General features: G+C 71.3%; 17 protein-coding genes. 5 read left to right on the top strand and 12 right to left on the bottom strand.

The genetic code is table 11. The features are described from left to right. Positions 1-225 precede the first annotated feature (225 nt). The 9 genes from SGCZBJ_RS13335 to SGCZBJ_RS13295 form a co-directional block, all read right to left on the bottom strand. On the bottom strand, positions 226-1,317 hold the full coding sequence (locus SGCZBJ_RS13335; RefSeq protein ID WP_101718476.1) for a DUF2336 domain-containing protein: 1,092 nt from the start codon (positions 1,315-1,317) through the stop codon (positions 226-228). Further along, a complete protein-coding gene (locus tag SGCZBJ_RS13330) occupies positions 1,317-2,135 on the bottom strand; it encodes a hypothetical protein (protein ID WP_101718475.1) in 819 nt (272 codons plus the stop codon). The genes SGCZBJ_RS13335 and SGCZBJ_RS13330 overlap by 1 nt, the downstream gene beginning before the upstream one ends. 214 nt (positions 2,136-2,349) lie before the next feature. Beyond that, positions 2,350-3,108, bottom strand: coding sequence for an ABC transporter permease (locus tag SGCZBJ_RS13325; RefSeq protein ID WP_101718474.1), 759 nt, complete (start codon positions 3,106-3,108; stop codon positions 2,350-2,352). Continuing rightward, positions 3,105-3,839: an ABC transporter ATP-binding protein gene (locus tag SGCZBJ_RS13320; RefSeq protein ID WP_101718473.1), complete on the bottom strand. Its 735-nt coding sequence runs from the start codon at positions 3,837-3,839 to the stop codon at positions 3,105-3,107. Before SGCZBJ_RS13320 ends, SGCZBJ_RS13325 begins: the two co-directional genes overlap by 4 nt. A 151-nt stretch (positions 3,840-3,990) precedes the next feature. Beyond that, a complete protein-coding gene (locus SGCZBJ_RS13315) occupies positions 3,991-4,971 on the bottom strand; it encodes an ABC transporter substrate-binding protein (RefSeq protein ID WP_101718472.1) in 981 nt (326 codons plus the stop codon). Positions 4,972-5,161: 190 nt separating this feature from the next. Beyond that, positions 5,162-7,225 carry an ATP-binding protein gene (locus tag SGCZBJ_RS13310; RefSeq protein ID WP_101718471.1) on the bottom strand — a complete coding sequence of 688 codons (2,064 nt, stop codon included), beginning with the start codon at positions 7,223-7,225 and terminating at the stop codon, positions 5,162-5,164. A gap of 202 nt (positions 7,226-7,427) precedes the next feature. After that, the gene (locus SGCZBJ_RS13305; protein ID WP_101718470.1) at positions 7,428-10,937 is read right to left on the bottom strand and encodes a hypothetical protein; all 3,510 of its coding nucleotides are present in this window, start codon (positions 10,935-10,937) and stop codon (positions 7,428-7,430) included. Between the two features lie 149 nt (positions 10,938-11,086). Beyond that, positions 11,087-13,198, bottom strand: coding sequence for an ATP-binding protein (locus SGCZBJ_RS13300; RefSeq protein ID WP_240621498.1), 2,112 nt, complete (start codon positions 13,196-13,198; stop codon positions 11,087-11,089). Between the two features lie 71 nt (positions 13,199-13,269). Beyond that, entirely contained in the window at positions 13,270-15,393 is a 2,124-nt protein-coding gene (locus SGCZBJ_RS13295; protein ID WP_101718469.1) for an ATP-binding protein, read from the bottom strand. 506 nt (positions 15,394-15,899) lie between these two features. Between SGCZBJ_RS13295 and SGCZBJ_RS13290 the strand changes: the two genes are divergently transcribed. The 4 genes from SGCZBJ_RS13290 to SGCZBJ_RS13275 all read left to right on the top strand — a co-directional run bounded on the left by SGCZBJ_RS13290 (position 15,900) and on the right by SGCZBJ_RS13275 (position 24,527). Further along, positions 15,900-18,920, top strand: a complete 3,021-nt coding sequence (locus tag SGCZBJ_RS13290) for a DEAD/DEAH box helicase (RefSeq protein WP_101718468.1) — start codon at positions 15,900-15,902, stop codon at positions 18,918-18,920. Between the two features lie 62 nt (positions 18,921-18,982). Next, positions 18,983-21,358 carry a beta-L-arabinofuranosidase domain-containing protein gene (locus SGCZBJ_RS13285; RefSeq protein ID WP_101718467.1) on the top strand — a complete coding sequence of 792 codons (2,376 nt, stop codon included), beginning with the start codon at positions 18,983-18,985 and terminating at the stop codon, positions 21,356-21,358. A 131-nt stretch (positions 21,359-21,489) separates the two neighbouring features. Then, complete coding sequence (locus SGCZBJ_RS13280) at positions 21,490-23,328, top strand: glycosyltransferase (protein ID WP_101718466.1); 1,839 nt, start codon at positions 21,490-21,492, stop codon at positions 23,326-23,328. Continuing rightward, entirely contained in the window at positions 23,325-24,527 is a 1,203-nt protein-coding gene (locus tag SGCZBJ_RS13275; protein WP_205685385.1) for a DEAD/DEAH box helicase family protein, read from the top strand. Before SGCZBJ_RS13280 ends, SGCZBJ_RS13275 begins: the two co-directional genes overlap by 4 nt. A gap of 3 nt (positions 24,528-24,530) precedes the next feature. Here SGCZBJ_RS13275 and SGCZBJ_RS13270 read toward each other — a convergent pair whose 3' ends face one another. Then, positions 24,531-25,229: a hypothetical protein gene (locus SGCZBJ_RS13270; RefSeq protein ID WP_101718464.1), complete on the bottom strand. Its 699-nt coding sequence runs from the start codon at positions 25,227-25,229 to the stop codon at positions 24,531-24,533. A 74-nt stretch (positions 25,230-25,303) separates the two neighbouring features. After that, the gene (locus SGCZBJ_RS13265; protein ID WP_101718463.1) at positions 25,304-25,702 is read right to left on the bottom strand and encodes a hypothetical protein; all 399 of its coding nucleotides are present in this window, start codon (positions 25,700-25,702) and stop codon (positions 25,304-25,306) included. A gap of 129 nt (positions 25,703-25,831) precedes the next feature. Here SGCZBJ_RS13265 and SGCZBJ_RS13260 point away from each other — a divergent pair, with 129 nt between their 5' ends. Next, positions 25,832-26,086: a hypothetical protein gene (locus SGCZBJ_RS13260; protein WP_101718462.1), complete on the top strand. Its 255-nt coding sequence runs from the start codon at positions 25,832-25,834 to the stop codon at positions 26,084-26,086. A 146-nt stretch (positions 26,087-26,232) separates the two neighbouring features. Here SGCZBJ_RS13260 and arr read toward each other — a convergent pair whose 3' ends face one another. After that, entirely contained in the window at positions 26,233-26,667 is a 435-nt protein-coding gene (gene arr / locus SGCZBJ_RS13255) for an NAD(+)--rifampin ADP-ribosyltransferase (protein ID WP_101718461.1), read from the bottom strand. Positions 26,668-26,715 lie beyond the last annotated feature (48 nt).

Raw genomic sequence — 26,715 nt, 5'->3', positions numbered from 1 at the left:
CGCAAAGGTCGCCCTCGTCGCCATCGCCAGGAAGCTCGTCGTCGCCGCCAACAGCATGCTCAAGGCCGGCCAGCCCTGGCTCAAACAGCCTTGACCCAACACAGTCGCCGGCTCTCCGCTACGCTGCGGCCGGGATGACGATGTGAAGGATCGAGAATTGTCCGAGAGGGCGTACCCTCTCACCCTCCCATCGGGCCGCTCCCTCTCTCCACGAGAGAGGGGGTGTCAGGCCGCCGCCACCGCGCCGGTCGTGCGGCGCAGGCGCCAGAAACGGATGGTGCGCAGGGCGCTTTCGCGGGGCAGGGCGGCGTAGAGCTCGCCATAAGCCTTGGCCTTGCCCATCACCTCTTCGGACGGATCCAGGATCAGGAGGGCGAAGGTCAGGAACAGGGCGCGGTCGAAATCGGCGGCCTTGCAGACCACGGCCAGGCCGTCGAGCTCCTTGCGCTCGAGGATTTTGCGGGCGGTGTGGAAGTCGATGTCGGCCATGTCCGACAGGGCGCACAGGAACAGGCTGGTCTGCTTGGCGCGCAGCATGCTGGCCAGGGCCTGGGGCGTGATGCGGCCGCGGGCCTTGATCAGGCCAAGCTCGTGCATGGCGGCGTCGTAGTCGGCCGGCAGGGCGCCGTCGCGGGCGGCCAGGCGGTTGCGGCCGGCGGCCAGGGCCGCCTCCAGCACCGCCGGGTCGACGCTCTCGTTGCGGGCCATGATCCGGTCGCGCAGCCGCGCCTCGGCCACGAAATACATCTCGTTGAGCAGGTCGATCGGCAGGCTCTGGCGGTCTATCACCGCCTCGTGCAGGGCCGGGTTGGCGGCGGCGCGGTCGACCACGGTCTCGTGGGCCTTGCGCGACAGCTCCGCGCCCTCGTTGCGGATCAGCACGCCCAGGGTGTCGTCGTCGCCGCGCGCGACGATGGCGTCGGAGACGGCGCTGGGCACGCGGGCCCGGCTGGAGATCGCCCGCAGGTGCTCCTGGCCCTGCGTCTGGGCCACGTGCAGCAGATCCGCGTCCGACAGGGGCGCGGCGCCCGCCAGGATCGGGCGGGCCACGGCGATGCTGTCGCCAGCCAGGTTGCGGGTCAGGCTCGGCGGCGGCGCGGCCGACTGGCCCAGGCGCTCGGCCAGCTCGACGCGCACGGCCTCTTCCATCTCGCCGGCCAGCTGGCCCATCACCTGGTCGAACAGGCCCATCTCTACCGCGCCGTGGTCGTCGGCGGTGAAGAACAGGTCGGTCACCCCGCGCAGCAGCTCGCGCCGCTTGGCGCTCGAGGGCTCGTCGGCCAGGGCGATCAGGTCATGCAGCCGCGATTGCAGCATCAGAAATCGCTCTCCTGGGCGGTGGTCTTCTTCTTGCGCGACGCCGAGGTGCCCGACGAGCCCGAGGCCATGTCGCGGCCGGCGTCCCGGGCGGCCTCCGCCAGCCAGTCGGCCGAGCCATGCTGGGGCTCGTCGTCAGCTGGCGCCGTGGCCACGGCGGCCGGGTCGACGGCCATCAGCACCGTGTTGGGCGGGCCGGGGGCGGCGATCTGGTCCGGCGTCAGGCCGAACATCCGGCCGACCGAATAGGTGCGCGGCGCCAAGCCCTCGGCGGCGCGGGGATTGGCGTAGGTCGGCGCGGCGGCGACCTGCGCCGGGGCCTGGACCGGTCGAGGTTGCGGCTGCGTCGCCTGGACGGGCGGCGGCCCTCCGGCCAGCTCGCTCGACGGATAGACGCGCGGCGCGGCCGGCTTGGCGGGAGCTATCTGGGCGGGAGCGATTTGGGCGGCGGCTACGGGCGGGCTGTAGAGGCTGGTCGGCAGGGCGCCTTGCGAGCCCGGAGCCTGCGTCGTCGGTGGGGGGGCGTAGCGCGGCTGCGGCTGGACCTGCTGGGGCGGCGGCGGGGCCGGGGCGTTGGCGTAGCCGGCCCAGGCGGCCATCGGCGCGGGGCGCTCCACGGCGCGGTCGTTGGTCTCGGCGGCGGCGGGCGCCGTGGGCGCTTCCACCTTGCCGGCCCAGCCCAGCATGGGCCCGCGATAGGCCGAGGCGGCGGCCTGGGCGCGCGGGCTGCGCGGGCCGTAACGGCTCTCGCGCACGTCGTCGGCGTGCGCCGGAACGGCGACGCTGGCGAGCAGCAGCAGGGGCAGAACGAGGCGCATGCCGGTCCGGACGGAGTCTTGTCAGTCTGCGAACCCTAGCCGACGCCGCTTAATCGCCGCCTAACGGCGCCGTGCGGAGGGTCGGATTCAAGACAAAGCCCTCCCCCTTGATGGGGGAGGGTTGGGTGGGGGTGGTCACGGCGTCGGCGGCGGAACCGCCGCATCACCCCCATCCCCGGGCCTTCCCCCATCAAGGGGGAAGGGAGCTGTTTCCCTACCGCCCCCGCCACCAGGCCAGCAGCCGGGCCTCGGCCGCGGCCAGGGCCGCGTGCAGCGCCACGCCCATGGCGGCCAGCACGGCCAGCGCCGCGAAGCCGCGGGCGGTCTGCAGGCGGTTGAAGCTTTCCAACATCCGCCAGGCCAGGCCCTGGCTCGAGCCCGAGCCGGCCACGAACTCGGCCGCCACCGCGCCGACCAGGGCCAGGCCGGCGGCGACCTTCAGGCCTTCCAGGATCGCCGGCAGGGCCGAGGGCAGGCGCAGGCGCCACAGCCGCTGCCAGGGCGTGGCGCCGTAGAGGTCGAAGAGGCGCGACAGGTCCGGATCGGCCGCCTTCAGTCCGGCGATCGCGCCCGAATAGATCGGGAAGAAGGCGATGACGGCCGCCAGTGCGGTGACCGCCCGGCCCGGATGGTCGATGCCGGCCCAGATGGTCACCAGCGGCGCGATGGCGATCACCGGCGTCACCTGCAGGATCGCCGCGACGGGGGCGAAGGCGTCCTCGACGATCGGCTTCAGGGCGGCGCAGAACGCCAGGGCCAGGGCGACCAGCGCCGCCAGCACCAGCCCCGCCAGCGCCGTCGATAGCGTGCCCCAGGCGCTGAGCGCCAGCAGCGGCCCGGCCTCGACCAGCGCCCTGGCCACCTGCGACGGGGCCGGCAGCAGGTAGGCCGGCACGTGCAGCGCCCGGCACGCGCCTTCCCAGGCGGCCAGCAGGAAGGCCACGAACAGGATGGGAGCGAGGCGGCGGGTCATCGGCCGGCCTCCAGCAGCGTGGAAACCGCCTCCACGGTCTCGCGGAACGCCGCCGTCGTGCGAAACCCCGCCGGCCGCACCAGCGGGCCCTCGACCATCACCTCGCCGGCCACGACGCCCGGTCCCGGCGTCAGCACCACCACGCGGCCGGCCATGTAGACGGCTTCCTCGACATTGTGGGTGACGAACACCACGGCCGGCGACAGCGCCGCGCACAGGGCCAGCACGTCGTCGGCCAGGGCGCGGCGGGTGATCTCGTCCAGCGCCGCGAAGGGCTCGTCCAGCAGCAGCAGGCGCGGAGCCGTGACCAGGGCCCGGGCCAGCGAGGCCCGCATGGCCATGCCGCCCGACAGCTGGGCCGGCCGGGCGTCCTGCGCCCCATCGAGCCGGACCCTGGCCAGCGCCTCGCGCGCCCTGGCCCGCGCCTCCTTGGCGGGGACGCCGGCCAGCTCCAGCGGCAGGGCGACATTGGCCGCCGTACTCATCCAAGGCGCCAGGGTGGGAGCCTGGAACACCACCGAGGTCTCGCCCTTGCCGGCCGCCCGGGTCACGGTCCCGCGCGTCGGCTGCTCCAGCCCGGCCAGCAGCCGCAGCGCCGTCGACTTGCCGCACCCCGACGGCCCGACCAGCGCCACCACCTCGCCGGCGGCCAGCGCCAGGTCGACGGGGCCGAGCGCCCGGCCGCGCGGGTAGTCGACCTCGACGGCGGAGAGGGAGGCGATCACGCTCATGACCCCTCCCCCTCGATGGGGGAGGGGCAGGGGTGGGGGTGACTGCTGAGTTGGAGGCGTTCGACGCCGCGTCCGGTCTGGCCGCCGCGCCACCCCCATCCCCGACCCTTCCCCCATCCAGGGGGAAGGGAGCTCGCTTGCGGGCTCCGCATCACTTCGGCAGGAAGGTCAGGCTGTAGGCCTGCTTGTAGTCCATGGTCTTGGGATAGACGCCCTGGTCGGCCGCCACCTCGAAGAACTGCGCCCAGCGCTGGTCGGTCATGGCGCCGATGCCGTCCTTGGGCACGATGCCGTAGCTGCGCATCTTGTCCCGGGCCTGGTCGAGCAGGTCCTGGGTCATTTCGGGGTTGTCCTTGAGGATCAGGGCGTCGCCGGGTTTCGCATCGCCGTAGAGATAGCTCTTCCAGCCGGCGGCGATGGCGTCGCTGATCGCCTGCACCTGGGCGGGCTTCTGCGCGATCATCTGGTCGGTGACCAGGGCGAAGCTGGCATAGGCCGGATAGCCGTCGTCGGCCAGCAGGAACACCGCCGGCTTCTCCCCGCCCGCCTTCTCGATCAGGTAGGGCTCGGACGTCGCATAGCCTTGCTGGATCAGGCTCTTGTCGGCCAGGAACGGGGCGACCGAGTAGTTGTACTTGCGCACCTGGGCGTCGGTGAAGCCGTGCTTGGCCTTCAGCCACACCCAGAAGGCCGTCACCGAGGCGTCCGACAGCAGGATCGGCTTGCCCTTCATGTCGGCGATGCTGTCCACCCCGGTTCCCGGGTGGGCGATCAGCACCTGCGGGTCCTTGTCCATGTAGGCGGCGACGGCTTTGACCGGCACGCCCTCCTTGGCCAGGTTCAGCACGATGAAGCTGTTGGAGCCGACGCCGATGTCGACCGCGCCGGTGGCCAAGAGCTGGGGCACGTTCACGCCCGGCCCGCCCTGGACGATCGAGACGTCCAGCCCCCGCCTGGTGAACTCGCCGGTCGCCACGGCCTGGTAATAGCCGCCGAGCTCCGCCTGGGCCCGCCAGTCGGTGGCCAGCTTCAGCTTGGTCAGGCCCGGCGCGGCGTCCTTTTTCGCCGGCGAACAGGCGGCCGCCAGCAGGGCCAGGCCCGATGCGGTCACGGCGCGGCGCGAAAAGGTCATGGCGGATCCCCCGGTACGATGCGGCGCGGAGGTTAGCGGGGGCGGTCGCGCAGGCAAAGCCTTTGCCCATAATCTCCCGTCATTCCCGCCCTTGTGGCGGGAACCCCTGGTTCCGCCCGCACGTGAGACGCCAGCGGATCGCTGGCGATCCGCCCCATCCGCCCTTGCGGCTGACAGAGGGGGTCCCGCCTTACCCCGCCTCCAGCCAGCGCCCGACCTTGGCGTACAGCACCTCGCGCTGCACGGGCTTGGCGATGTGGTCGACCATGCCGGCGGCGAAGCAGCGTTCCACCTGCTGGGGCAGGGCGTCGGCGCTCATGGCGATGATCGGCACGCGGCCGGCCGCGCCTTCCAGGCCGCGGATGGCCCGGGTGGCGGCCAGGCCGTCCATCTCGGGCATGTGGATGTCCATCAGGATGATGTCGAAATGGCCGCGCGCGGCTGCCGCCAGGGCCTGGCGGCCGTTCTCGGCGGTCTCGACGTGGCAGCCGGCCAGGCGCAGCAAGCCGACCCCGATCTCGCGGTTCATCGGGTGGTCGTCGACCAGCAGGATGCGGGCGGCCTTGGGGTCGCGGGCGACTTCGCGCACCGGCGCGGCCAGGGGCTCGGCCTCGGCGGCGGGGACCTCGAACCAGAAGCACGAGCCGTGTCCGGGGGCGCTGTCGGCCCCGATCCGGCCGCCCATCAGCTCGACCAGCGACTTGCTGATCGCCAACCCTAAGCCCGCGCCGCCATAGGCCCGGGTGGCGCCGCTGTCGAGCTGCACGAAGCGCTGGAAGAGCCGGGCCTGGTCCTCGATCGGCACGCCCACCCCGGTGTCGGCGATCTCGAAGCGCAGGCGGTCCTCGACCTCGCCGGGCTCGACGATCAGCCGGGCGACGATCTTGCCGCGCTCGGTGAACTTCACGGCGTTGTTGAGCAGGTTCAGCAGCACCTGGCGCAGGCGCAGGGCGTCCAGGTCGTGCAGGCCGCCGACCGGGTCGATGACGTCGATCTCGATCGCCAGGTGCTTGGCCTCGGCTTCCGGGCGGACGATGCCGACCGCGTCGTGCAGCACCGCCTCGGCAGAGGCCGGCTGCATCAGCAGTTCGACCTGGCCGGAATCCACCCGCGAGACGTCGAGGATGTCGCTGACCACGGTCAGCAGGGCCGCGCCGGCGGTGTCGATCATGCCCACCTGCCGGTGGGCGTCGGCCGGCAGGTCGCCCCGGCTGGCCAGAAGCTGGGCGAAGCCGAGGATGCTGTTCAGCGGCGTGCGGATCTCGTGGCTCATGGTGGCCAGGAACTCGGTCTTGGCCTCGGCGGCGGCCAGGGCGCGGGCGCGGGCCGAGCGGGTCAGCTGCTCGCGCCTCACCAGCAGGCGCCGCAGCCGCTCCTGCTGGGCCAGCGCCAGGCCCGCGGCCAGGGCGGTGACGAACACCACGGTGACGAAGCACTGGATCAGCCGCGTCATCTGGGCCGGGTTCCACGGCGCCAGCAGCTGGCCCAGCCAGATGTTCCACACCCCCAGCGGCAGCGACACCACGGCGATGGTCAGGGCGGCTTCGGCCGCCCCGCGCGGGCCCAGGCGGAAGGCGCAGAGGATGGCGGCGGGGAACAGCACGAAGGGCAGGGGCGCGCGGGTGTCGTGGAACACCGCCGCCGTCAGCACCGCCATCAGCACGAACAGGCCCAGCCGCTCGCCCAGCGAGCGGTGGAAGGTGCGCTTGTGCTCGGCGTCGATCAGCACCAGCACCGCCGGCACGATCAGCGCCATGCCCAGCGCCCCGCTGACGAACCAGTCACGCCACAGGGCCATGAACGGCGCGCCGTCCAGCAGGGCCAGCAGGGCGGCGGCGATGGCGGCGGTCACGGCCACCACCGGCGCGATCACCGTCATCAGCAGGGCCAGGTGGCGCATGGTCCGCACCTTGGCCGCCCCGCCGAAGGCCCGCCGCACAGCCTCGCGCGCGCCCCAGGCCTCGATCAGTCCAACGGCGGTGAACACCAGGGCCCGTTCAAGGCTGTCGCCGAAGGCCAGGCACAGGGAAAAATGGATGACGCCGACGACGATGGTCAGGATCAGTCGGCGCGGCGGGCCCAGCGCCATCAGCCCCACCGCCAGCAGGGCCGTGCCGGGCCACAGCGACGCCACCCCGGTCGGGCCGCGCGTCAGGCCGTCGCTGAACAGCTGGGTGAGCGCGAAGGCGGCCGCCACCACGAGCAGCAGCGCCGTCTGGCGACCGGTCTCCTGTAGGGCGGCGCTTCGCGTCATTCTTGACCCCGTTTCCCCCGGTTTCTACGCCGAACAACGGTTTCAGTTTCGGGACCAATGCCTTCTGTGACGCTTTGCCGCAATGGGTTTTTGATAGTGTCGACTATCCGACGAAGGGCTGTCCGGGCGAGCGCCGGCCTTGTGGGAAAGGGACTTGCAGCGTGCGACGCCCGGGCCGATCCGGGCGTCGCACACGGCTTCGTCAGGCGAGCGCCAACGCCGGGGAGGGGGTAGGCGAACGCGTCGCGGCCTTCGCATCGGGGCTTCCGTCCAGTTGGAAGATCACCGCCGGCGTGGCGGCGAGCAGCGACTGGAAGGCGATGTAGGCCGTCCGGGTGTCGGGATTGCTGATGTCGATCTTGCCCTGGTCGACGGCCAGGTGCGTCAGGTCGCTGACCATCGAGGCCACCGCTACGCCCGCCATGTCGGCCCGGAGCCCGGTGGTCAGCATGCCCAGCAGCCCCGACACCCCGGTCGTGAAGATGCTGACGATATCGGTGGCCATCGCGCCCTTGGACGCATTCGGCCTGGCCACGTCGGCGGCCCACATCGATATCGCCTTCAGCACGCCGAACATCAGGTCGCCGACCGCCGGGGCGTACCAATGCGCCTTGTCCTTGGCGGCGTAGGCCACGGTCAGGCCGCCGATGCAGATGTCGAGCACGATGCTCGCCAGGTCCACCAGCTTGGCCGCGCCCGAGGGCGGGGCGGTGGAGCTGGCCGGTTCCTGGGCCGCGGCCTGTAGGGTGGCGAAGACGGTGCGCACCATCCGCAGCGACAGGATGGCGGTGAACAGGTCGGCTTCGGAGTCCTCGCCGAGCCGGGTCGAGGTCGACGGCGCGATGATCGAATAGGGAATGGCCGCGGCCAGGGCGATGAAGTCCAGGGCCGAGAAGTCATTGCCCACCAGCCCCTCGTAGAAGTCCGAGAAGAAGGTGATGTCGATCGAGCTGTCCAGCCAGTCGATCAGCGTCTGGGGGGCGGGGGCGACCCAGAGGGCGTGGAACACGTCGCCCAGGTCCTGGACCATGGCCGCGAGCGCGTCGAGCAGGTCGTCGGAGTGGGTCTTGATCACGTCCAGGACCGGATCGATGTTGGCCCCGTTCATCGCGTCCAGCGACCCGATCCAGCTTTCCAGCGCGGCGGTGACGACGTCGGCCAGGAAGCTGCCGATGCTGACCTCGGCCTTGGCGGCCTGGCTCAGCAGATCCGTCAGCGGCGTCGTCACCCCGAAGTCCGGAACGGCGGGAAGGTCGTCGGCGAGGTCCGGCAGCACCGAGCGCAGCTTCTCGATCGCCCAGCTGATCTCGGGCATGATCGAGGTTGCGCCCATGGTCAGGGCCGAGACCACCGTCCTGACGCCGCCGAAGAACTCGCTGTTGCTCTGGGTCCCGGCGGGGGTCGACCGGTACTGGTCGATCAGCTGGTCGATGTCGCCCTTCCAGGTCTGGATCTGCGCCGTGGCGGGCGCGACATAGGTCGCGGGATCGGGCAGGGCCTGGGTCAGTCCCGTCACGGCGGTGACGATGCGCGCCTTGATGTCGTTCTTGATGCCGACCAGGTCGGGCAGGCCCAGCAGCCAGCCGATGGCCCGCACCAGCCAGCCGACCACCCGGCCCAGCACCGCGCCGGCGAAGTTGAGCACGGCCTTGACCGCGTCGACCACGACCGAGACCGCGTCGAGCGCGGCGAAGACGATCCGCTCGATGCCGTCGACGACGAAATTGACGGTCGCGGTCAGGCCTTCGATGAGGATGTCGCCCAGGTCGCACACGGCGTCGACGATCGAGTCGAAGGCGTCCTCCCAGTCGTCGAAGATGCTGTCGGGCGCGAAGTCGGCGGCCGTCGTGTCGATCCCGCGCGAGGCCGCGACGCGGGCGATCATCGCCTGGCGCTTCTGGGCCGCGCTCTCGGGGGTGTGGTCGTCGAAGGTCAGCTGGCCGTTCTCGCGCCGCATCGACCAGTAGCCGGCGGAGACGGGCTGCTCGAGCGTCCGCTGGCCGCTCGCCAGCACCCTGACGCCGGCGCGGGCCGGAACGATCAGTCGGGGCGAGGCGTGGTCCTGGCCGGCGTAGATGTGGGCGACGCTGGCGCCCAGCTTGGCCAGGTTGGCCGCGATCTTGTCATAGGGCGAGCCGGCCGCGAGCAGAGGGGCGCCCGTGTCGTCGGTGGCGTTCTGCAGGACCTCGGCGCTGGCGCCGGTGGCGTAGGTCTGGGCGTCGGCCTCCGGCCTTATGGTGATCGCCTCGTCGAAGCGGGCGTCGCCCGAGGTGACGGTGAAGGTCGGGGTGGCCAGGCTGTTTTCGATGTCGGCCATCAGCCAGATGCAGCCGTCGCCGTCGGTCTGCACGACGTGGGCGTCGTCGCGGCTGAAATACAGGTTCTGGCCGTTGACCATGGCCGCGATCTCGTCGTCGGCGGACAGCGAGATCGCCGCGCCGCCCACCGGCGCGCCGCCGTCGCTCGCGTCGGTGACGATGACGCCCAGGCGATAGACGCTGACCGGGACCAGCTTGGTGCCGTTCTCGATGCGGACGTCCTGGATGTCCCAGTCGCCGGGGATCGGCGGGTCATTGGGATTCGGAGCGGGGGTCGGCGCGTCGCGCGTCAGCACGTGCAGGTAGCCCGAGGCGTCGGCATAGGCGTAGCCGAAGTCGCCCTGGTCGTCGGCGAAGGCCTCGCCCACCAGGCCGATACCGGGGGCGATGAGTTCGGCCTTGGCCCAGGGGCCGTCCTTGCTCTTCTGTTCGGAGATCCACAGGCCGGTGGTGAGATCCAGCAGCGACAGGGTCACGCCGCCGTCGGCCCGGCTGGCGGCGCGCACCTGGGCGCCGCCGGTCAGCGTGGTTCCGAGGTCGAGGCGTGTCCAGGCCGTTCCCCAGGACAGCGAGCCCGGCGTGGACGGCTGGCTGGCGTCCACGAACTGCACGACGCCGTCGCCGGCGGTTGCGAACAGCCGCACGGTTCCGTCGGGATAGGCGATCGTCGCCGTCGAGGTGGGGATGGTCTGGGCGCCGCTGGCGTTGGTCAGCGCAGGCAGGGCGATCACCGCGGCGTCGCCGGTCGTCGACTGGACCGACACCGCCCAAGGTTCCGGCTGGCTGGTGTTGACGACGAAGCCGAGGTTCGGCCAGACCGACGGCGGGTTGGGGATGGCGACCATGTCGCCGCCGATCACCGAAGATGAGCCCGTGTGCGGATAGAAGGTCTGGTCCAGCTTGTCGCCGTGGGCCCCCTTGACGACATGCATGCCGGCTTCGACCTGAGACCACAGCAGCACCGGGGTCTGCGGCAGAAACAGCATCGACGACGCCGCCGACGCGCAGCTCTGGATCGGCACGGGCGCGCCCAGCTCGCCGTCGGCCGCCACGGCCAGCTCGTAGATGGTTCCCGTCGGGCCGCCGACGTCCGGGGTCGAGACGAACAGGCGCGGGCTTCCGTCGGCGCGATAGCCGATCGTCATCGAGGCGACGACCAGCCCGGGCAGGCCCACAGTCTGCACCGACCAGCCCGACAGGCTGGCGGGATCGGGATAGTAGCGCCGGAAGCCGTTGTCGAAGTCGCCGTTGGTCAGGATGTTCTGCCCGCCGCCCTTCAGCTGCATGACGTGCAGCTTGTCGGGCGCCGGCGCCGTCGAGACGGCGCGCTGGTCGTAGAGCATCTTGTTCTGCACATCGATGTGCAGCGCGCTGGTAGCGGTCTGGACGGGCATTGTCGAACTTTCGGCCAAGGAAATGCATCCTCGGCTCGACCGAGGGGTGCGGGGCCGCGACGCTACAGCTTAAGATCGATAGCGCTCGCACGTACGTTCGCCACGGGTATTCCGGCGAACATCGATCGCCGGTCGGGCGAGCGCCTCGGTCAGGCCGCCTCGGTCTCCACCCCGATCCAGCGGTTCAGCGCCGCGATCAGCACGTCGCGCTGGATGGGCTTGGCGACGTGGTCGACCATGCCGGCCTGGCGGCAGCGCTCGATCTGCTGGGGCATGACGTCGGCCGACAGGGCGATGATCGGCGCGCGGCCGGCGGGGCCGGGCAGGGCCTTGATGGCGCGGGCGGCGGCCAGGCCGTCCATGCGCGGCATGTGGATGTCCATCAGGATGATGTCGAACTGGCCGTGGGCGGCGGCGCGCACGGCCTCGTCGCCGTCCTCGGCGGTCTCGACCGCGCAGCCGGCCAGGGTCAGCATCGCCGCGCCCAGCTCGCGGTTCATCGGATGGTCGTCGACCAGCAGCACCCGGGCGGCGGCCTCCTGCTCGGGAGCGGGGCCGTCGGCGGCGCAGACCGGCTCGGCGGGCGTGGTGAACCAGAACGTCGCGCCCTGGCCCGGCGCGCTGACCACCCCGATCTCGCCGCCCATGCGGGTGACCAGGGTCTTGCTGATCGCCAGGCCCAGGCCCGCCCCGCCGAACGCCCGGCTGATCGAGTTGTCGGCCTGGGAAAAGCGCTGGAACAGCCGTCCCTGCACCTCGGGGGCGATGCCGATGCCGGTGTCGGCGACGGTGAAGCGCAGGCGCTCGGGCCCGCCGGGATGGGTGGTCTCCAGGCTCACGCTGGCCCGCACCGCTCCGCTGGAGGTGAACTTGACGGCGTTGTTGAGCAGGTTCAGCAGCACCTGGCGCAGGCGGGCCGGGTCCAGGGCGTAGTCGAAGCCGTCCGGCAGGCGCGCCTCGACCGCCAGCGACAGGCCCTTGGCCTGGGCGTCCAGCGCGATGATCGAGGCGGCGTCGGCCAGCAGGGCGGCCGGATCGACGGCCTCGGGGTGCAGCTCCACGCGCCCGGCCTCAAGCCGCGAGAAGTCCAGAATGTCGTCGACGATGGTGGCCAGCGAGCCGCCGGCCTGGGCGATCAGCTCGAGTTTACGGCGGCCGGCGGGGCTGAGGCCGTCCTCGGTCTCGGCCAGCAGGTTCGCGAAACCCAGCACGCTGTTGAGCGGCGTGCGGATCTCGTGGCTCATCGTCGCCAGGAAGTCGGTGCGGGCCCGGCCGGCGGCCTGGGCGCGGGCGCGGGCGGCGCGGGCGGCGGCGCTGCGGCGGGCCATCAGGCCCTTCAGCCGCTGTTCCTTGTAGAGCGACAGGGCCGCGGCCAGGCAGGTGAAGAAGATGGTGGTGACGAAGGCCTGGACCAGGCGGATGCGGTCGATCTCGGCCCAGCGCGGGGCCAGCCGCGCCACGCCCTCGCCGGCCACCGTCATCGGGGCGGTGATGGCGATGACGATCACCGCGCTCCAGGCCGCGCCGCGCGGGCCCATCTGGAAGGCCGCCAGCATCGCCGCCGGGAAGATCAGGAACGGCATCGGCATGCTGGGCTTGAGGAAGGCGAAGACCGTCGCCCCCGCCACCAGGGCGTAGAGCACCGCCTGCACCGGCAGCGGCCGCCGGAAGGGCGTTTCGTTGGCGGGGTCCAGGATCACCAGGGCGGCGGGCAGGGCGATCACCATGCCCATGCTGTTGCAGGCCGCCCAGGCGGTGAAGAACGGCCACAGGTCCGCGCCGGCCGGCCCGGCCGTCAGGCTGGCGCCGATGGCCGCGACGGTGACGGTGATCGGCAGCATGGCGGCCACCAGCACCAGGGCGTGGCGCACGCTGCGGATCGACGGCCGCGGGCCGCGCAGCCGGCGGGTAAGGGCTGCGGCGACCAGGCTCTCGGTCATGTCGCAGGCGGTGTAGATGGCGATGACGATCCACGGATCGCCGGCCAGGGCGTGGACGGTCAGGTTGGTGGCCAGGGCCACGCCCAGCAGCAGCCGCCGGCCCAGAGCGTCCATGCGCAGCAGGCCGGCCGCCAGTATGGCGTTCATCGGCCACAGCGACGGCATGCCGTTGGAGTCGCGGGTCAGGAGGTCGCTGAACAGGAACGCGCCGACATAGGCGCAGACCAGCGCCGCCAGCAGTCCCCAGCGGACGCCGGCCAGATCGGGGCTGGCGCCGGGGGCGCCCGAGGGGCCGTCCCGTCTGTCGACTCGTGCGTTCAAGGCCCCTCTTCCCCCCTCCGGCGGCTCGCGCGGCCGGAAACTCCACCCATCACGCCCGGACCGAAAAAGGGTTAAGGCGAGCCGCTTTTTCCGTGTGCGACGCCGCCATGCGACGTTCGGTCGCGCTGCGGCGGGTCGCTCAACGCCCGCGACACCGCCGCCAGGAGTTCGTCGCGGCGGATCGGCTTGGCCACGTGGCCGTCCATGCCGGCGGCGCGGCAGCGGGCCACCTGCTCGGGCAGCACGTCGGCGCTCAGCGCCAGGATCGGCGTGTCGGCCATCGACCCGTCGAGGGCGCGGATGGCGCGGGCGGCGGCCAGGCCGTCCATGCCCGGCATGTGCACGTCCATCAGGATCAGGTCGAAGCCGCCGGTGCGGGCGGCCTCCACGGCCTGGAAGCCGTCCTCGGCGGTGAACACCTGGCAGCCGGCCAGGGTCAGCAAGGCGTCGCCCAGCTCGCGGTTCATCGGGTGGTCGTCGACCAGCAGCACGCGGGCGGCGGCGCGCTCGGGGCCGGCGACCTCGACGGGCGCGGGCGCCTGCGCGGGCTGCGCCTGCAAGGCGATGTGGAACACCGCGCCCAGGCCCAGCGCGCTCTCGACCCAGATCGTCCCGCCCATCTGGCCGACCAGCGCCTTGCTGATCGCCAGCCCAAGGCCCGTGCCGCCATAGGCGCGGCTGATCGAGCTGTCGGCCTGGCTGAACCTTTGAAAGAGCCGCGCCTGCACCTCGGGCGCGATGCCGATGCCGGTGTCGGCCACCGAAAAGCGCAGCAGGCCCGGATCAGGCCCGATCGACAGGCGCGCGGTGACCCCGCCGGCCGTCGTGAACTTCACGGCGTTGTTGAGCAGGTTAAGCAGCACCTGGCGCAGGCGCGTCTCGTCCAGGCAGAACAGCGCTTCGGGGTCCTGCTCCCCGCGGCCCTCGACCTCGACGGTCACGGTCAGGCCCTTGGCCTCCGCTTCGGGGGCGATGATGGCGGCGGCGTCGCGCAGCAGGGCGGCGGGGGAAGCGGGGGACAATACGAGCTCCAGGCGGCCGGCCTCGACCTTGGCGAAGTCGAGCAGGTCGCTGACGATCTCGGCCAGCGAGCGGCCGGCGCGGCCGACCAGATCCAGCCGGCGGCGGTTTTCGGGGGAAAGCTCGGCGTCCTCGGCCACCAGGGCGGCGAAGCCGAGAATGCTGTTGAGCGGGGTGCGGATCTCGTGGCTGATCGTCGCCAGGAAGTCGGACTTGGCGGCGTTGGCGGCTTGCGCCCGGGATTGCGCGGCGCGGGCGGCCGCCTGGCGGCGCACCAGGAGGGCCGACAGCCGCGCCTGGCGGCTCAGCGCCAGGGCCGCGGCCATGCTCACCGCATAGAGCACGATGTGGAACAGCAGCAGGTGGCGCATCGGCTCGGCCGCCGCCTTGGGGTCCAGGCCGACGATCGACAGCACGGCGGGAATGGCGAAGGCCAGGGCCGCCATCACCGACAGCGCCGCCGCCCGCGGGCCGCCGCGGAACGCCGCCAGCAGCACTGGGGCGAACACCAGCACCCGCATCTGCGGCGGGCCGGTGAACACCGTCCACGACACCGCGGCGATCACCACCAGGCCGGCGGCCGGCTCCAGCCAGCCGCGCACCGGGAAGGCCTCGGCGTGGCGGCGGTCCAGCAGGATCAGTATGGTCGGCAGGGCGATGGCCACGCCCAGCACGTTGCTGGTGGTCCAGCCGCTCCAGCCGGTCCAGAAGCCGCCGCCCTCGGCCATCGAGGCCACGCCGTTGACGGCGATCGAGGTCGCCGCCGTGAACACCGCCGACACCGCCGTCAGCACCAGGAGGCCGCGCATGCTGCGCACCTTGCCCGGCAGCCGCAGCAGCCGCAGGGCGAAGGCCGTGGCGGCGATCTGCACGCCGTCGAGGATGGTCACGGCCAGAGCGAAGGCGCTGCTGTTGCTGGTGGCGAGACTGAGCAGCAGGTGCAGCACGCTGGTCACCGCCAGCAGCATCGCGCCGCGCCGGCGGTCCAGGGTCATCAGGCCGGCGATGATGACGGCGTTGGCCGTCCAGATGGTGGCGATCTCCTGCGCCGCCCCGGTCAGGAACAGGCTGTAGGCCATCGACGCCACATAGGCGAGCGTCAGCCCCGCCGGCCGCCGCCAGCGACGCCACAGCGCCGCGCGATCGCTCGCGATGTCGAAGCGGCCGAAACCCAAGTCCTCAAACCCCCAGGCTTCCCACCGAAGGCGGCCGGAAGCTGTCCGGTTTCACCATGACCACGAAACGTCGGTTTTTGGTTAAGTGGGCTGACGATGGGGGAAGGGGTTAAGTTGCATCGATCGTTCGGGCTCGTCTAAGCGTGGAGTTCAGTCAGGGGGCGTACATGAATCGGCCGTTCTTCAACGCGTCCATCGAGGACCTGGAGCGAGAGTACAAGAACGCATCGGGTGACATCGCGCGCCTGAAGGTGCTGGAGGCAGAGCTTGTTCACCGCCTCAAGAGGCCCCGCGGTCGGGCTCTCGCGACGAAGGTCGCGGCCGATCTCGCTGGCCATGCAAAAGCGCCTCGAAAGCCGAAAGTCTCCCCTGCCCATTTCGTCGCCGCCTCCCAGCCTGACAAAGACGCGCCGCGTCGGCCGGAACCATCCAATCATGCCGAAGGCGCGGCACCCGCTCGGCCCGACCCGAAGCCCTATCCTCCGCAGTCAAACACCCCCGTAGGCGTGCTGGATGCGTGGACGGCCCTGGAGGTGCTGTCGCCGCCCAGCTTCCGGCGCGTCGAGCAACTGGCGGGGGGCGATCGCGCCGCCGTGGCCAAGCTGGACGGCGACCTGCCCTGGGAGCGCGGGCTGAAGGGGAGGCCAGGCTCGCGCCTTTATTATCAGGTCGTTCTCGGGACGATCGATCTGCCCGAAGCGGTCAAGGGGCTGCTTGGCCTCTATGCCGACAAGCGGGCGGAGCGTCCCGGCGTCAGCGGACAGGCGATCCTGGCGGTGGTGATCGTCGACAAGGAGGGACGCCCCGTCGAGGACGATCCCGCGCATGTGGCCAGCTTCGGCTGGGGCCTGCCGACGGCCCTGGCCGGGGGGCTTGATCGACTGGCGCAGTGGCCGGCTGTCGAGGCGGGGCTGAAGGCCGGCCTGACCGAGCGTGTCCGCATCCTCGACCGCAAGGGCGAGGCCAAGCCGCTGACCCTTGCGATGATCGACGGCGCCTATCGCTGGCTGGTCGGCGTGCTCGGCCTGCCGGACGACCTGGTCAAGCCGCCGAGCTTCGCTATCCGCAGCCTCGTGCCCTTCAGGAGCGCCGAGCCGCCCGAGCCGCTGCTGCTCAACAGCTTCTATCTGAAGGACTTGGCCCGGGCGCGGGAGTTGTTCGCGCGCGACGCGGCGCCGGATCTGCTCAAACGCTATCTCGGCGTGCTCCGGCCGGCGGACCGTCCAGACCTTTTCACCGATCGCGCGGCGTTGGCCAGGGCCTTGGATCCAGCCCGCTACTCGCCTGGGCGCTGGCCGGGCAAGGGCCGCCATCCGCTGGCTCTGTTGCAGCAGGCGGCAGTCAATCTGGCCCTGGAGGAGGCCAAGGCGGACGGCGTCCTGGCCGTGAACGGGCCGCCTGGAACGGGAAAGACCACACTGCTGCGCGACCTGGTCGCGGCGCTGGTGACCCAGCGGGCGCAAGCCATGGCGACCTTCGCCAATCCGGCCGACGCCTTCCACACGACGGGCAAGAAGATCAAAGCCGGCGCCGGTTGGTTGCACCTCTACCGCCTGGACGAGCGCCTGAAGGGCTTCGAGATGCTGGTGGCCTCGTCGAACAACGGCGCGGTCGAGAACGTCAGCGCCGAGCTGCCCGGCGCTGGCGCCGTGGCCGAGGACGCGCCGAACCTGCGCTACTTCAGGAGCCTGTCGGACCAGTTGCTGGAGCGTCCGACCTGGGGGCTGGGCGCGGCGGTGCTGGGCAATGCGGGCAACCGCTACCGCTTCAGCCAGACCTTCTGGTGGGACAAGGAGGTTGGACTGTCGACCTATCTGTCCGCCGCGGCCGGAAACGAAAGCCTTGTCGAGGCCGACGAGAACGGTCCGGCCCGCAAGCCGCGGATCGTCAAGCAGGAGGACCCGCCGCGCGACCAGTTCGACGCCCTGGAGCGTTGGGAACAGGCGCGTCGACGGTTCAACACCGCTCTCGCGGCCAGCCGCGCGACGCTGAACGAGCTGGAATTTGCCCGGATCGCGGCCGCGCGGCTGCCGGCTCTGCGCAGGTCGGTGAACGCCTGGGTCGATCTGGCGTCGCGCCGCCCCGGGTTCTGGTCGCGCCTGTTCTTTACGCGTACCTTCCGCACTTGGCGGAAGGCGGCGCTCGACGCCAGGGAGGTCGCGCGTCGCGATCTGGCCGCGGCGGGTCCGGTTATCGACAAGGCCCTGGCCGCGACCTTGCAGGACGCGATGGTCGAACTCGCGCCCAGGACCCCATCGTTGGCGCCGGCGCGGGCGGACTTGGATCGCGCGGCGGACGCGGCCGACCGGCGCCGGCTGGAGATCGGCGAGCGCTTCGTCGACGCGGCGTTCTTCGCGCGCGACGAGGCGACCTGGCAGAAGGCCGCACCGTGGCTGGACGTCGCCGCTCAGCGGGCGCGCGACGATGTCTTCATCGCCGCCATGGCCTTGCACAAGGCCTTCATCGACGCGGCCGCCAAGCCGCTGCGCCACAATCTCGGGGCGATGATGAACGTGCTTGGCGGCGCGAGCCTGGGCGACGCCGAGAAGGACGCCCTGATCCCCGACCTTTGGTCGTCGCTGTTCCTCGTCGTGCCGGCGCTTTCGACCACCTTCGCCTCGGTCGACAAGATGCTCGGGCGATTGCCGCCCGGTTCGCTGGGCTGGCTGCTGATCGACGAGGCCGGTCAGGCGCTTCCGCAGGCCGCCGTCGGGGCGCTGATGCGGGTCAAACGGGCGGTGATCGTCGGCGATCCAGTGCAGATTCCGCCCGTCGTCACCCTGCCCGAAAGCCTGACAGCCGCCATTCATCGGCGGTTCGGCGTCGATCCCGATCCCTTCAACGCCCCAGGCGCCTCGACCCAGACCCTCGCCGACAGCGCAACGCCCTACATGGCCGAGTTTCAGGCCGGCGTGGGCAGTCGAACGGTCGGCGTGCCGCTGCTGGTGCACCGTCGCTGCGCCGAGCCCATGTTCGGGATCTCCAACCGGGTGGCCTATTCGGGGAAGATGGTGCAGGCCAAGGTTCCCGAGGCGTCGCCGATCGCCAAGGCTCTGGGCCCTTCCCGCTGGATCGACGTTCAAGGCTCGGCCCAGGACAAGTGGTCGCCAGAGGAGGGGGCGGTGGTGATCGACCTGCTGAGGAGGCTGGTCGAGGCCGGGATTGCGCTCGATCTCTACATCGTGACGCCTTTCGTGGCGGTGGCCGAAGGCCTGCGCCGGCTGATCATCGAGACGGGCGTTCTGGATGGCGTCGCGCGTGACGTCGGGGCCTGGACCCGCGAGCGGGTGGGTACGGTGCATACCGTCCAGGGACGCGAGGCCGAGGCCGTGATCTTCGTACTCGGCGCGCCCCTGTCCCAACAGGCCGGGGCGCGGGGCTGGGCCGGTGGCGAGCCCAATCTGCTCAACGTCGCTGTCACGCGAGCCAAGGAGGCGCTCTATGTCGTCGGTTCGCACGAGCGCTGGCGGACGGCCGGGGTGTTCGGCGTGCTGGCGTCCCGCCTCGACGTCCACCCGCCCCCTTGAGCCCCGCCGCCTGCCATGCTCTCTTCCGGCTAATTGTCTGACAAATAGCCTTGGGGTGGAGCATGGCGGGGAACGACTTGGGCGGCGGGGCGGCGACGCGCCGGGGCTTCCTGCTGGCCTCGACCGCGTTGGCCTTCGCCGGCGGGGCCGCGGGGGCCGCCCCGATCGCCGTGGACGCCGCCCGGATCGCCGTCCGGCCCGTGCCCGCGCGTCACATCGCCCTGAAGCCGTCGATCTTCAGCCGGGCGCAGGACGCCAACCGCGCCTATCTGGTCTCGCTGTCGCCCGACCGGCTGCTGCACAACTTCCACAAGGGCGCGGGCCTGCCGGTCAAGGCGCCGGTCTATGGCGGCTGGGAGGCCCAGAGCATCGCCGGCCACACCCTGGGCCATTGGCTGACGGCGTGTTCGCTGCAGGTGGCCCACACCGGCGACCCGGTGTTGCGCGAGCGGCTGGCCTATACGGTGGCCGAGCTGGCCCGCGTGCAGGCCGCCCACGGCGACGGCTATGTGGGCGGGACCACCCGCTGGGGCCAGGACGATCCGGTCGGCGGCAAGCAGGTGTTCGAGGAACTGCGCCGGGGCGACATCCGGTCTTCGCGCTTCAGCCTCAACGACGGCTGGGTGCCGGTCTACACCTGGCACAAGGTGCATGCCGGCCTGCTGGACGCCCATGAACTGGCGGGAACGCCCGGCGCGCTGGACGTGGCGGTCGGGGTCGCCGGCTATTTCGCGGGCGTGATCGACGGCCTCTCCGACGAGCAGGTGCAGAAGATCCTCGTCACCGAGCACGGCGGGATCAACGAGGCCTACGCCCAGACCTACGCCCTGACCGGCGACAAGCGCTGGCTGAAGGTCGCCCGGCGCCTGCGCCACAAGGCCGTGCTCGACCCGATCGCCGCCGAGCGCGACGCGCTGGCCGGCCTGCACGCCAACACCCAGATCCCCAAGGTCATCGGTCTGGCGCGGCTGCACGAGGTGGCCGGCGACGATCCCGGCGAGGCGATCGCCGCGCGGTTCTTCCACCGCGCCGTGACCCGCGACCACAGCTATGTCATCGGCGGCAATTCCGACCGCGAGCACTTTGGCAAGCCGCGCCAGATCGCCCGCCACATGGCCGAGACCACCTGCGAGGCCTGCAACAGCTACAACATGCTGAAGCTGACCCGCCACCTGTGGAGCTGGAAGCCGGACGGCGCCCTGTTCGACTATTACGAACGCGCCCAACTCAACCACATCATGGCCCACCAGCGGCCCGGCGACGGCCGCTTCGTCTATTTCATGCCGATGGCGGCGGGCGGGCGGCGCAGCTACTCCACCTATGAGGACAGCTTCTGGTGCTGCGTGGGCTCGGGCATGGAGAGCCACGCCAAGCACGCCGACAGCATCTGGTGGACGGGCGGCGAGACCCTCTACCTGAACCTCTTCATCCCCTCGCGGCTCGACCTGCCGGACGGCGACTTCGCCATCGACCTCGACACGGCCTATCCCGCCGGGAGCAAGATCGCCCTGACCATCGCCCGCGCCCCGCATGGCGAGCGCGAGATCGCCCTGCGCCTGCCGGCCTGGTGCGCCAACCCGCAGGTCCGCGTGAACGGCAGGCTGCTGGGGGCGGGCGGCGGGGACGGCTATCTGCGCATCCGGCGCCGCTGGGGAGCCGGCGACCGGATCGAGCTGAGCCTGCCGGCGCACCTGCGGGCCGAGCCGACGCCGGACGATCCGAACCTGACCGCCTTCGTCTCGGGGCCGCTGGTGCTGGCCGCCGACGTGGGGCTGGCCGACCGGCCGTTCGAGCGGGCGGCGCCGGCCCTGCGCGGCGAGGGGCCGCCGGCGGGCCTGCTGCGCAAGCTCGGCCGGGACGAGCACACCTATGTCGGCCGCACGGTCCAGGGCGAGCCGGTGGTTTTCACCCCGTTCTACGCCCAGTACGACAATCGCACCGCCGTCTACCTGCCCACCTTCACCAAGGCCCGCTGGGCGGCCGAGGGCAAGGCCTTCCTGGCGGCCGAGGAGGCGCGCATCGACACCGTCGCCCGCACCGTCGACACCGTCTATCTGGGCGAGCAGCAGCCCGAGGTCGACCACAGGGTCGCGGCCGCGAACGGCGAGATCATCCAGCTGAACGGCCGCAGCGGCCGCAAGCTGAACCCCGGCGGCGGCTGGCTGGAGGCCACCCTGGCTCGCCGCGCCGGCCCGCTGACCCTGCAACTGGTCTATTGGGGCGCCGACGTGGGCCAGTCGGCCCGGGTGCTGGCCGACGGCGCGCCGGTCGGCGTGTTCACGACTCCGGCCGGCAAGCGCGACGGCTTCTTCGCCGTCGACCTGCCGCTGCCGCCGGGCGCCGCGCCCGCCCGCGTGCGCATCGAGGCGGACGGCGGCAAGCCTGTGGTGGTGTACGAGCTGCGGGTGATGGCCGGAGGTGGCGCGAGCGCGGCCTGAGTCGCGCGCCCCTCGGTTGCAAAGCCCGGCCGACCCGCATAGCAAGGTTTGGCCGTCGTCGCGCGTTGCCCGCTCCCGCAGAGCCTCGCGTCGCCGACGCCGGCGGCCAGGCAGGGGAAGGGGCGCGGGTGATGACCAACATCGTTCTGCTGACGACGGCGTGGGGGCGCAAGCACGGCGGGGTCAACGCCTTCAACGAGGACCTCTGCGTCGCCCTGGCCGCGCGGCTGGGCCGCAGCGGAAACATCTACTGCGCGGTGGTCGCGCCCAGCGGGCAGGAGATCGCGGGCGCCGCCAGCCGCGGGGTCACGCTGATCCCGATCAGCAAGAGCAAGGCGGCCGAGTTCGACGAGACCTGGGCGCACTATGTGCTCGACTGGATGAAGGCGGAGCGTCCGGGCCAGGAGGTCGACTGGTGGGTCGGCCACGACGTGGTCTCGGGCGAGGCCGCCCTCTACGGCGCCCGCTTTCAAGGCCGGCCCGCCCTGATCCACCACATGAACTACCACGCCTATCAGGGCTTGAAGTCGGCTGACGCCGACTCCGTCATGTTCAAGGTCGACCGCCAGCGGGCGCTCTTCAAGCGCGACGCCGTGCTCTTCGGCGTCGGGCCCAAGCTGCAAAACAGCTGCCGGGCGCTTTCGGGGCGGGAGGTGACGCAGCTGGTTCCCGGTTTTCCGGCGGGCCTGCCCTCGGAAACGTCCTCCGACGAGGTGCTGCGGGCGATCACCTTCGGCCGGCTGGATCGCGACAGCGACCGCATCAAGCAGGGGCGGCTGGCCGCGGCCGCCTTCGGCGAGGCCTTCAAGCGGGTCAAGGCCGGCGGACGAAAGGGCGTGCGGGACGCCAGCCTCTACGCCGTCGGCGCCGCGGCCAAGGACCTCAAGCCCGAGGAGGACCCGCGCGAGATCGCCAAGCATGCGGCCGGCGAGCTGCTGACCGTTTTCACGCTCAGTTACGAGGAAGACGCCGACAAGCTGTTTGGAACGCTGTCGAGCTGCAACCTGTCGATGATGCTGTCGCTGCACGAGGGCTTCGGCCTGGTGGGCTGGGAGGCGATCGCCGCCGAGACGCCGCTGATCGTCAGCCGCGAGAGCGGCCTCTACGACCTGATTTGCTCCGCCGGAGGCGCCGCCAAGGGCTGCGTCCGCGACGTCGGCATCGCCGGCGAGACCGGCGACGCCTCGTACAGGGCGCAGGACGTCGACGAGGTCGCCAAGTCGATCGTCGATATCTGGAACGACCTGAAGGGCGCCAAGGCCGATGCGCGCACGCTCAAGCGAACCCTGATCGAGAAGTTCGGCTGCCGTTGGGAAGACACCGCGACGACGTTCCTCGCGGGCCTGGGCGTCGACGTTCCGCCGCCGGGAGGGAGCGGGACAGGCTCGGAGAACGTCGCGCCGCGCCGAGCCTTCACCCGCAATGAGCCGACCAACGGCGTGCCTCGCTGCGCGGAACTGACCGTCGACACGACCCAGGGCAGCACGCCGGCCGTGTTCGACCTGCTGCCCGAGCTCCGCTTCGGTCGATGGGGCTTCGACGTCGACGACCTGCGCGTCACCTACGGCTTGCGTGAAGCCAGCCTGCAGCTGTCCCTGACCGGCTGCGCCATGACGGGCGCTCGCCTGGGCGACACGGAGGTCGGTTCGCCCTTCGTCGTCGCGGGCGGCGACAATCACTGGGCCATCACCGGTCCGATCGAGGGCGGCGTCCTGCTGCGCAAGGCGCTGGGCGACGAGGCGCTGTGCGCGATCCGCTGCGACGGCGAGGTCGCCCATGTCGAGCTGAACCTGAGCTGCGCCAAGACCGACGTCGTCTACACCTTCGAGGCGGCGAAGGCCGAGGCCCTGTCGGTGACCAGCGAGCGGATCCTGGGGATCTTCCTCGACAAATGCCTCGGCCGGGCGAACCACGCCACCGGCGACGTCAGCCTCAGCCGTGTGGTCCTGGCGATCGGAGCGGCGCAATGATCCTGACCGACGAACAGAAGGGCGTCGTGCGGGCGCTGCGCGAGGCTTCGGCCGCGGACTTCGCGACCCTCGTGGCGCTGGCCGGCCTCGACCCCCGCCGCGACTTTCGCCACGCCAACCTGCGCGGCGTGGATTTCGGGGCCGCCGACCTGGCCGGCTTCGACTTCACCGGCGCCGACCTGACGGGCGCGGATCTTAGCCGGGCCCGCACGGCGGGGGCGGTGTTCGGCGATGCGGGCCTGGACGAAGACGTGTCCGCCGAGCTTCGTCCATATCAGCGACAGGCCGTCGAGGCCGTTATCGAGCGCTTGCGGAAGGGCGGGGACCGGGCGGCCGTATCCATGCCTCTGGGCACGGGCAAGAGCGGCGTCGTGGTCGCGTTGATGGAGCGACTGGCGGCCGAGCCCGATTGTCGCGGCGTGCTCGTCGTCGCGCCAAACCGGGTCGTCGTGCGTCAATTGATGAGACGGTTCAGTTCGCTAGGCTATCCCACCGAGCGGGCTATCTTCTGCTCCGTCGTCGAATTTGCGGAGCTGACCGGCGACGATCTGAGCGCCTTCAGCCATGTCGTGTATATGGACGTGGAACCCGATCGGTACGGTACGGCCGGCATCTCGCTCAAGCAGATCGTCGTCTACAGCCCCAGTGTCGTGAAGTGGGTCAACCTGGCGCCGGAGCCGGCGTTCGTGGACAGCATCGTCTTCGGTTATGAAGTCGCCGACGCCATCGCTGACGGCTATCTGGCGCCGATCGAAAGGGTCAGCGAACACATCGCGCCCGACGTGGGCGCCTGGTCCGAGGCCCTGACGACCTGCATGAGGCGCTTTTTCCTCGATATCGCGTCTGACGGCGCGTTCCTGGGGAAGTCGGTCATTCTCTGTGACGAGCAGCAATCACCGGACGAGGTCGTGAGCCATTGCAGGGCCGTGCTCGAGGACCTGCACTTCGAGAATCTCGTCAGTGTCAGCGCCGCACCCTTCGTTCGAGGAGAGGTCGAGCATTCGGACCATGAGTTGGCCGTTCGGGTCTATTCCTGGAAACGGCTCATCGAGGACAACATGTTCGGTGTCGCTAACGTCGCGGTGCTGAGTTCGCAGGCGCCCGGACACCTCAGCCGCGACTGGAGCGTACCTGTGGCTGCCGTTGGCCGCCGGGGAACGGCCCGGGTGTACGACTACACCGGCGCGCTGTCCGACTGACCCCTATCCCCCACACCCCGGATCCGGCCGTTCGCGGCCGTCCGGGCAGGCGTAGAAGCCTTCGTCCTGGCCGGGCAGGGTGACGCCCTCGTCGGCCAGGTCGAGGAACCAGCGGCCGTCGCGGAACGGGGCGATGCCGGTGGCGACCAGTTCCTGCGACAGGGCCGGCGCCAGGAACGGGAAGGCCGCCCGCATGCGAGGATCGCCGGTCCAGGCCGGGGCGTCCACCAGGCGATAGGCGAAGTTCAGGGTCTTGCCGTCCTCGCCCACCAGCCAGGCGCGGGTGATCCTGCGGCGGGCGTAGCAGAGCTCGATGCTGGAAGGCAGGGACGGGTTCCGCGTGCGCACGCGGAACCAGTGGGCGGCCTTGCGGGTGGGGGCCAGCCGCACCTCGCCGCTCGGCGCGCCGGCGACCTCTTCCAGCAGGCCGACCTCGACCAGGGCGCGGACGGTGTCGAGCCGGGCCGTGCGGTCGCTGATCTGGATCGGCGAGACGCCGGTCAGCACCGCGGCGCACTGGCCCAGCGGCAGGCCCTGGGCGCGGGCGTCGAAGAAGGTCTGGATCTCGGCCACGGCCTGGCCGCTGTCGATAGAGCGGCGCGCCTGCTCCTCGGGGCTGGGCGCGCAGGCCGCCGGAACCAGCGCCAGCGCCAGCAGCAGGGCCCGCGCCCCGCCGCGTTTGGGTTCTCTGCTGGCTTTCATCCACGCCTCGCGCCGCCGCCGTCGGTCCGGCGGAAACGGTCGAGGGCGATCGAGGTTGCCGCCGCCCGGCCGGCTCAGCCGGCGAACGTCTCCAGCGTCGCGGCCAGGCTGGCCAGGTTGGCGCTGTTGGCGGCCATGGCCTCGGCGATGTCGGGCCGTTCGGGGATCACCGCGATCACCCCGCCGCCGGCGGCGCGCAGGGTGAAGCCGTCGCGTTGCAGCTTCAGCAGGTGGCGGCGGGTGGTCTCGATCGGCAGGCCCATCGAGCGGGCGATGGCCGTCAGCCGCACCGGCCGCTCTCCGGAGGCGTCCTGAGGCGCGTGGGCCGAAAGCCGCAGCGCGGTCAGGAACACCAGGCCGCGCATGATGTCGCCGTCGAACACCGACGACAGCAGCCCCGCGCTGCGCAGCACGTAGTCGGCGCCGATGTCGAGGTGATGGCGGGCGAGCGTCGATCGGACGTCATTGGGCATGGGGCTCTGCTCTTCCTCTTTGGGGGGGCGAGGTCCCACGCCGCGCGGCGGGCGGCCTTGATCCGGATCAAGGCGCGACCGGCGATCTTCGGGCAGGAGCCGCGCCCAGCACCAGGAGTTCCCTCAACGATGCCGCCCGCCGGCCCTTCCGATCCTCCCGGCCTGCCAGGCCCAGACGTGCCGGCCTTCACCGGCGAGGACATCGTGCGCCTGTTCGCCGCCACCTACCTGCCGCTGTGCCGCTCGCTCGAGGCGGCCGGCGCCCTCGACCCCGCCGCCCTGGCCCGCGACATCCGCGCCCGCCTCGACCCCGAGCCCGGCGAGCCCTGGGAGATCCTGGCCGCGGCGCTCTGCAAGGTGCTGGGCGAGACGGGGCGGGGGTAGGGGCTCGTGCTCGGTGCGTGATCCTCGTCCTTCGACAAGTTCAGGATGAGGATCATGCAAAGGCCGAGCGGCGGAAAACCTCATCCTGAGCCTGTCGAAGGACGAGGTTTCGTCTCAAGCCTCGGATGCCGACACGCCTTGGAAGGCTAATCCTCGATCGCCTCGATCCCCTGCCGCTTCAGCGCCTCCAGGTGCTGGCGCATGGCCGCCAGCTGCTCGGGCGCATGGCCGGTCCAGCCCTCGACCTCGCCGACGACGCGCAGCGGGTCGCGGGTGCGGTACGACCGCGTCGGATTGCCGGGGAACTTCTTGTCGGTGACGTTGGGGTCGTCCTCGAACGGGCCGGTCGGCTCGACGACGTAGATCCGCTCGCGCCCCTCGCCCTGCGCCAGCTCCGCGCCCCAGGTCGCGGCGTCCAAGGTGGCGGCGAAGTAGACGAAGACGGCCGCCCTGCGCGATCCGTAGTTCGAGACCCGGCCGGCCTCGATCAGGTCGCCGATCGCAAGATCCGCCTTCGTGCCGTGATAATAGGTCGTGGTCATGGTCGCCTCCGCGTCGAGAAGACCCCGCAGACTGCGCATATTTCGCCGCCCGCCAATGCTTGAACGCAGGTTTTTCGGCCTTAGATC

The organism is Caulobacter zeae (assembly GCF_002858925.1).
Classification (GTDB): domain Bacteria; phylum Pseudomonadota; class Alphaproteobacteria; order Caulobacterales; family Caulobacteraceae; genus Caulobacter; species Caulobacter zeae.
The sequence above is the reverse complement of the archived record's forward strand: the minus strand, read 5'-3'. Positions and strand labels throughout refer to the sequence as shown.

Bases quoted from the DNA above. Each gene is read 5' to 3' on its own strand.
- SGCZBJ_RS13275 (WP_205685385.1), top strand. From the start codon at position 23,325: ATGATCCTGACCGACGAACAGAAGGGCGTCGTGCGGGCGCTGCGCGAG.
- SGCZBJ_RS13270 (WP_101718464.1), bottom strand. From the start codon at position 25,229: ATGAAAGCCAGCAGAGAACCCAAACGCGGCGGGGCGCGGGCCCTGCTG.
- SGCZBJ_RS13285 (WP_101718467.1), top strand. From the start codon at position 18,983: ATGGCGGGGAACGACTTGGGCGGCGGGGCGGCGACGCGCCGGGGCTTC.
- SGCZBJ_RS13305 (WP_101718470.1), bottom strand. From the start codon at position 10,937: ATGCCCGTCCAGACCGCTACCAGCGCGCTGCACATCGATGTGCAGAAC.
- SGCZBJ_RS13260 (WP_101718462.1), top strand. From the start codon at position 25,832: ATGCCGCCCGCCGGCCCTTCCGATCCTCCCGGCCTGCCAGGCCCAGAC.
- SGCZBJ_RS13335 (WP_101718476.1), bottom strand. From the start codon at position 1,317: ATGCTGCAATCGCGGCTGCATGACCTGATCGCCCTGGCCGACGAGCCC.
- arr (WP_101718461.1), bottom strand. From the start codon at position 26,667: ATGCGCAGTCTGCGGGGTCTTCTCGACGCGGAGGCGACCATGACCACG.
- SGCZBJ_RS13315 (WP_101718472.1), bottom strand. From the start codon at position 4,971: ATGACCTTTTCGCGCCGCGCCGTGACCGCATCGGGCCTGGCCCTGCTG.
- SGCZBJ_RS13280 (WP_101718466.1), top strand. From the start codon at position 21,490: ATGACCAACATCGTTCTGCTGACGACGGCGTGGGGGCGCAAGCACGGC.
- SGCZBJ_RS13310 (WP_101718471.1), bottom strand. From the start codon at position 7,225: ATGACGCGAAGCGCCGCCCTACAGGAGACCGGTCGCCAGACGGCGCTG.
- SGCZBJ_RS13325 (WP_101718474.1), bottom strand. From the start codon at position 3,108: ATGACCCGCCGCCTCGCTCCCATCCTGTTCGTGGCCTTCCTGCTGGCC.
- SGCZBJ_RS13265 (WP_101718463.1), bottom strand. From the start codon at position 25,702: ATGCCCAATGACGTCCGATCGACGCTCGCCCGCCATCACCTCGACATC.
- SGCZBJ_RS13330 (WP_101718475.1), bottom strand. From the start codon at position 2,135: ATGCGCCTCGTTCTGCCCCTGCTGCTGCTCGCCAGCGTCGCCGTTCCG.
- SGCZBJ_RS13320 (WP_101718473.1), bottom strand. From the start codon at position 3,839: ATGAGCGTGATCGCCTCCCTCTCCGCCGTCGAGGTCGACTACCCGCGC.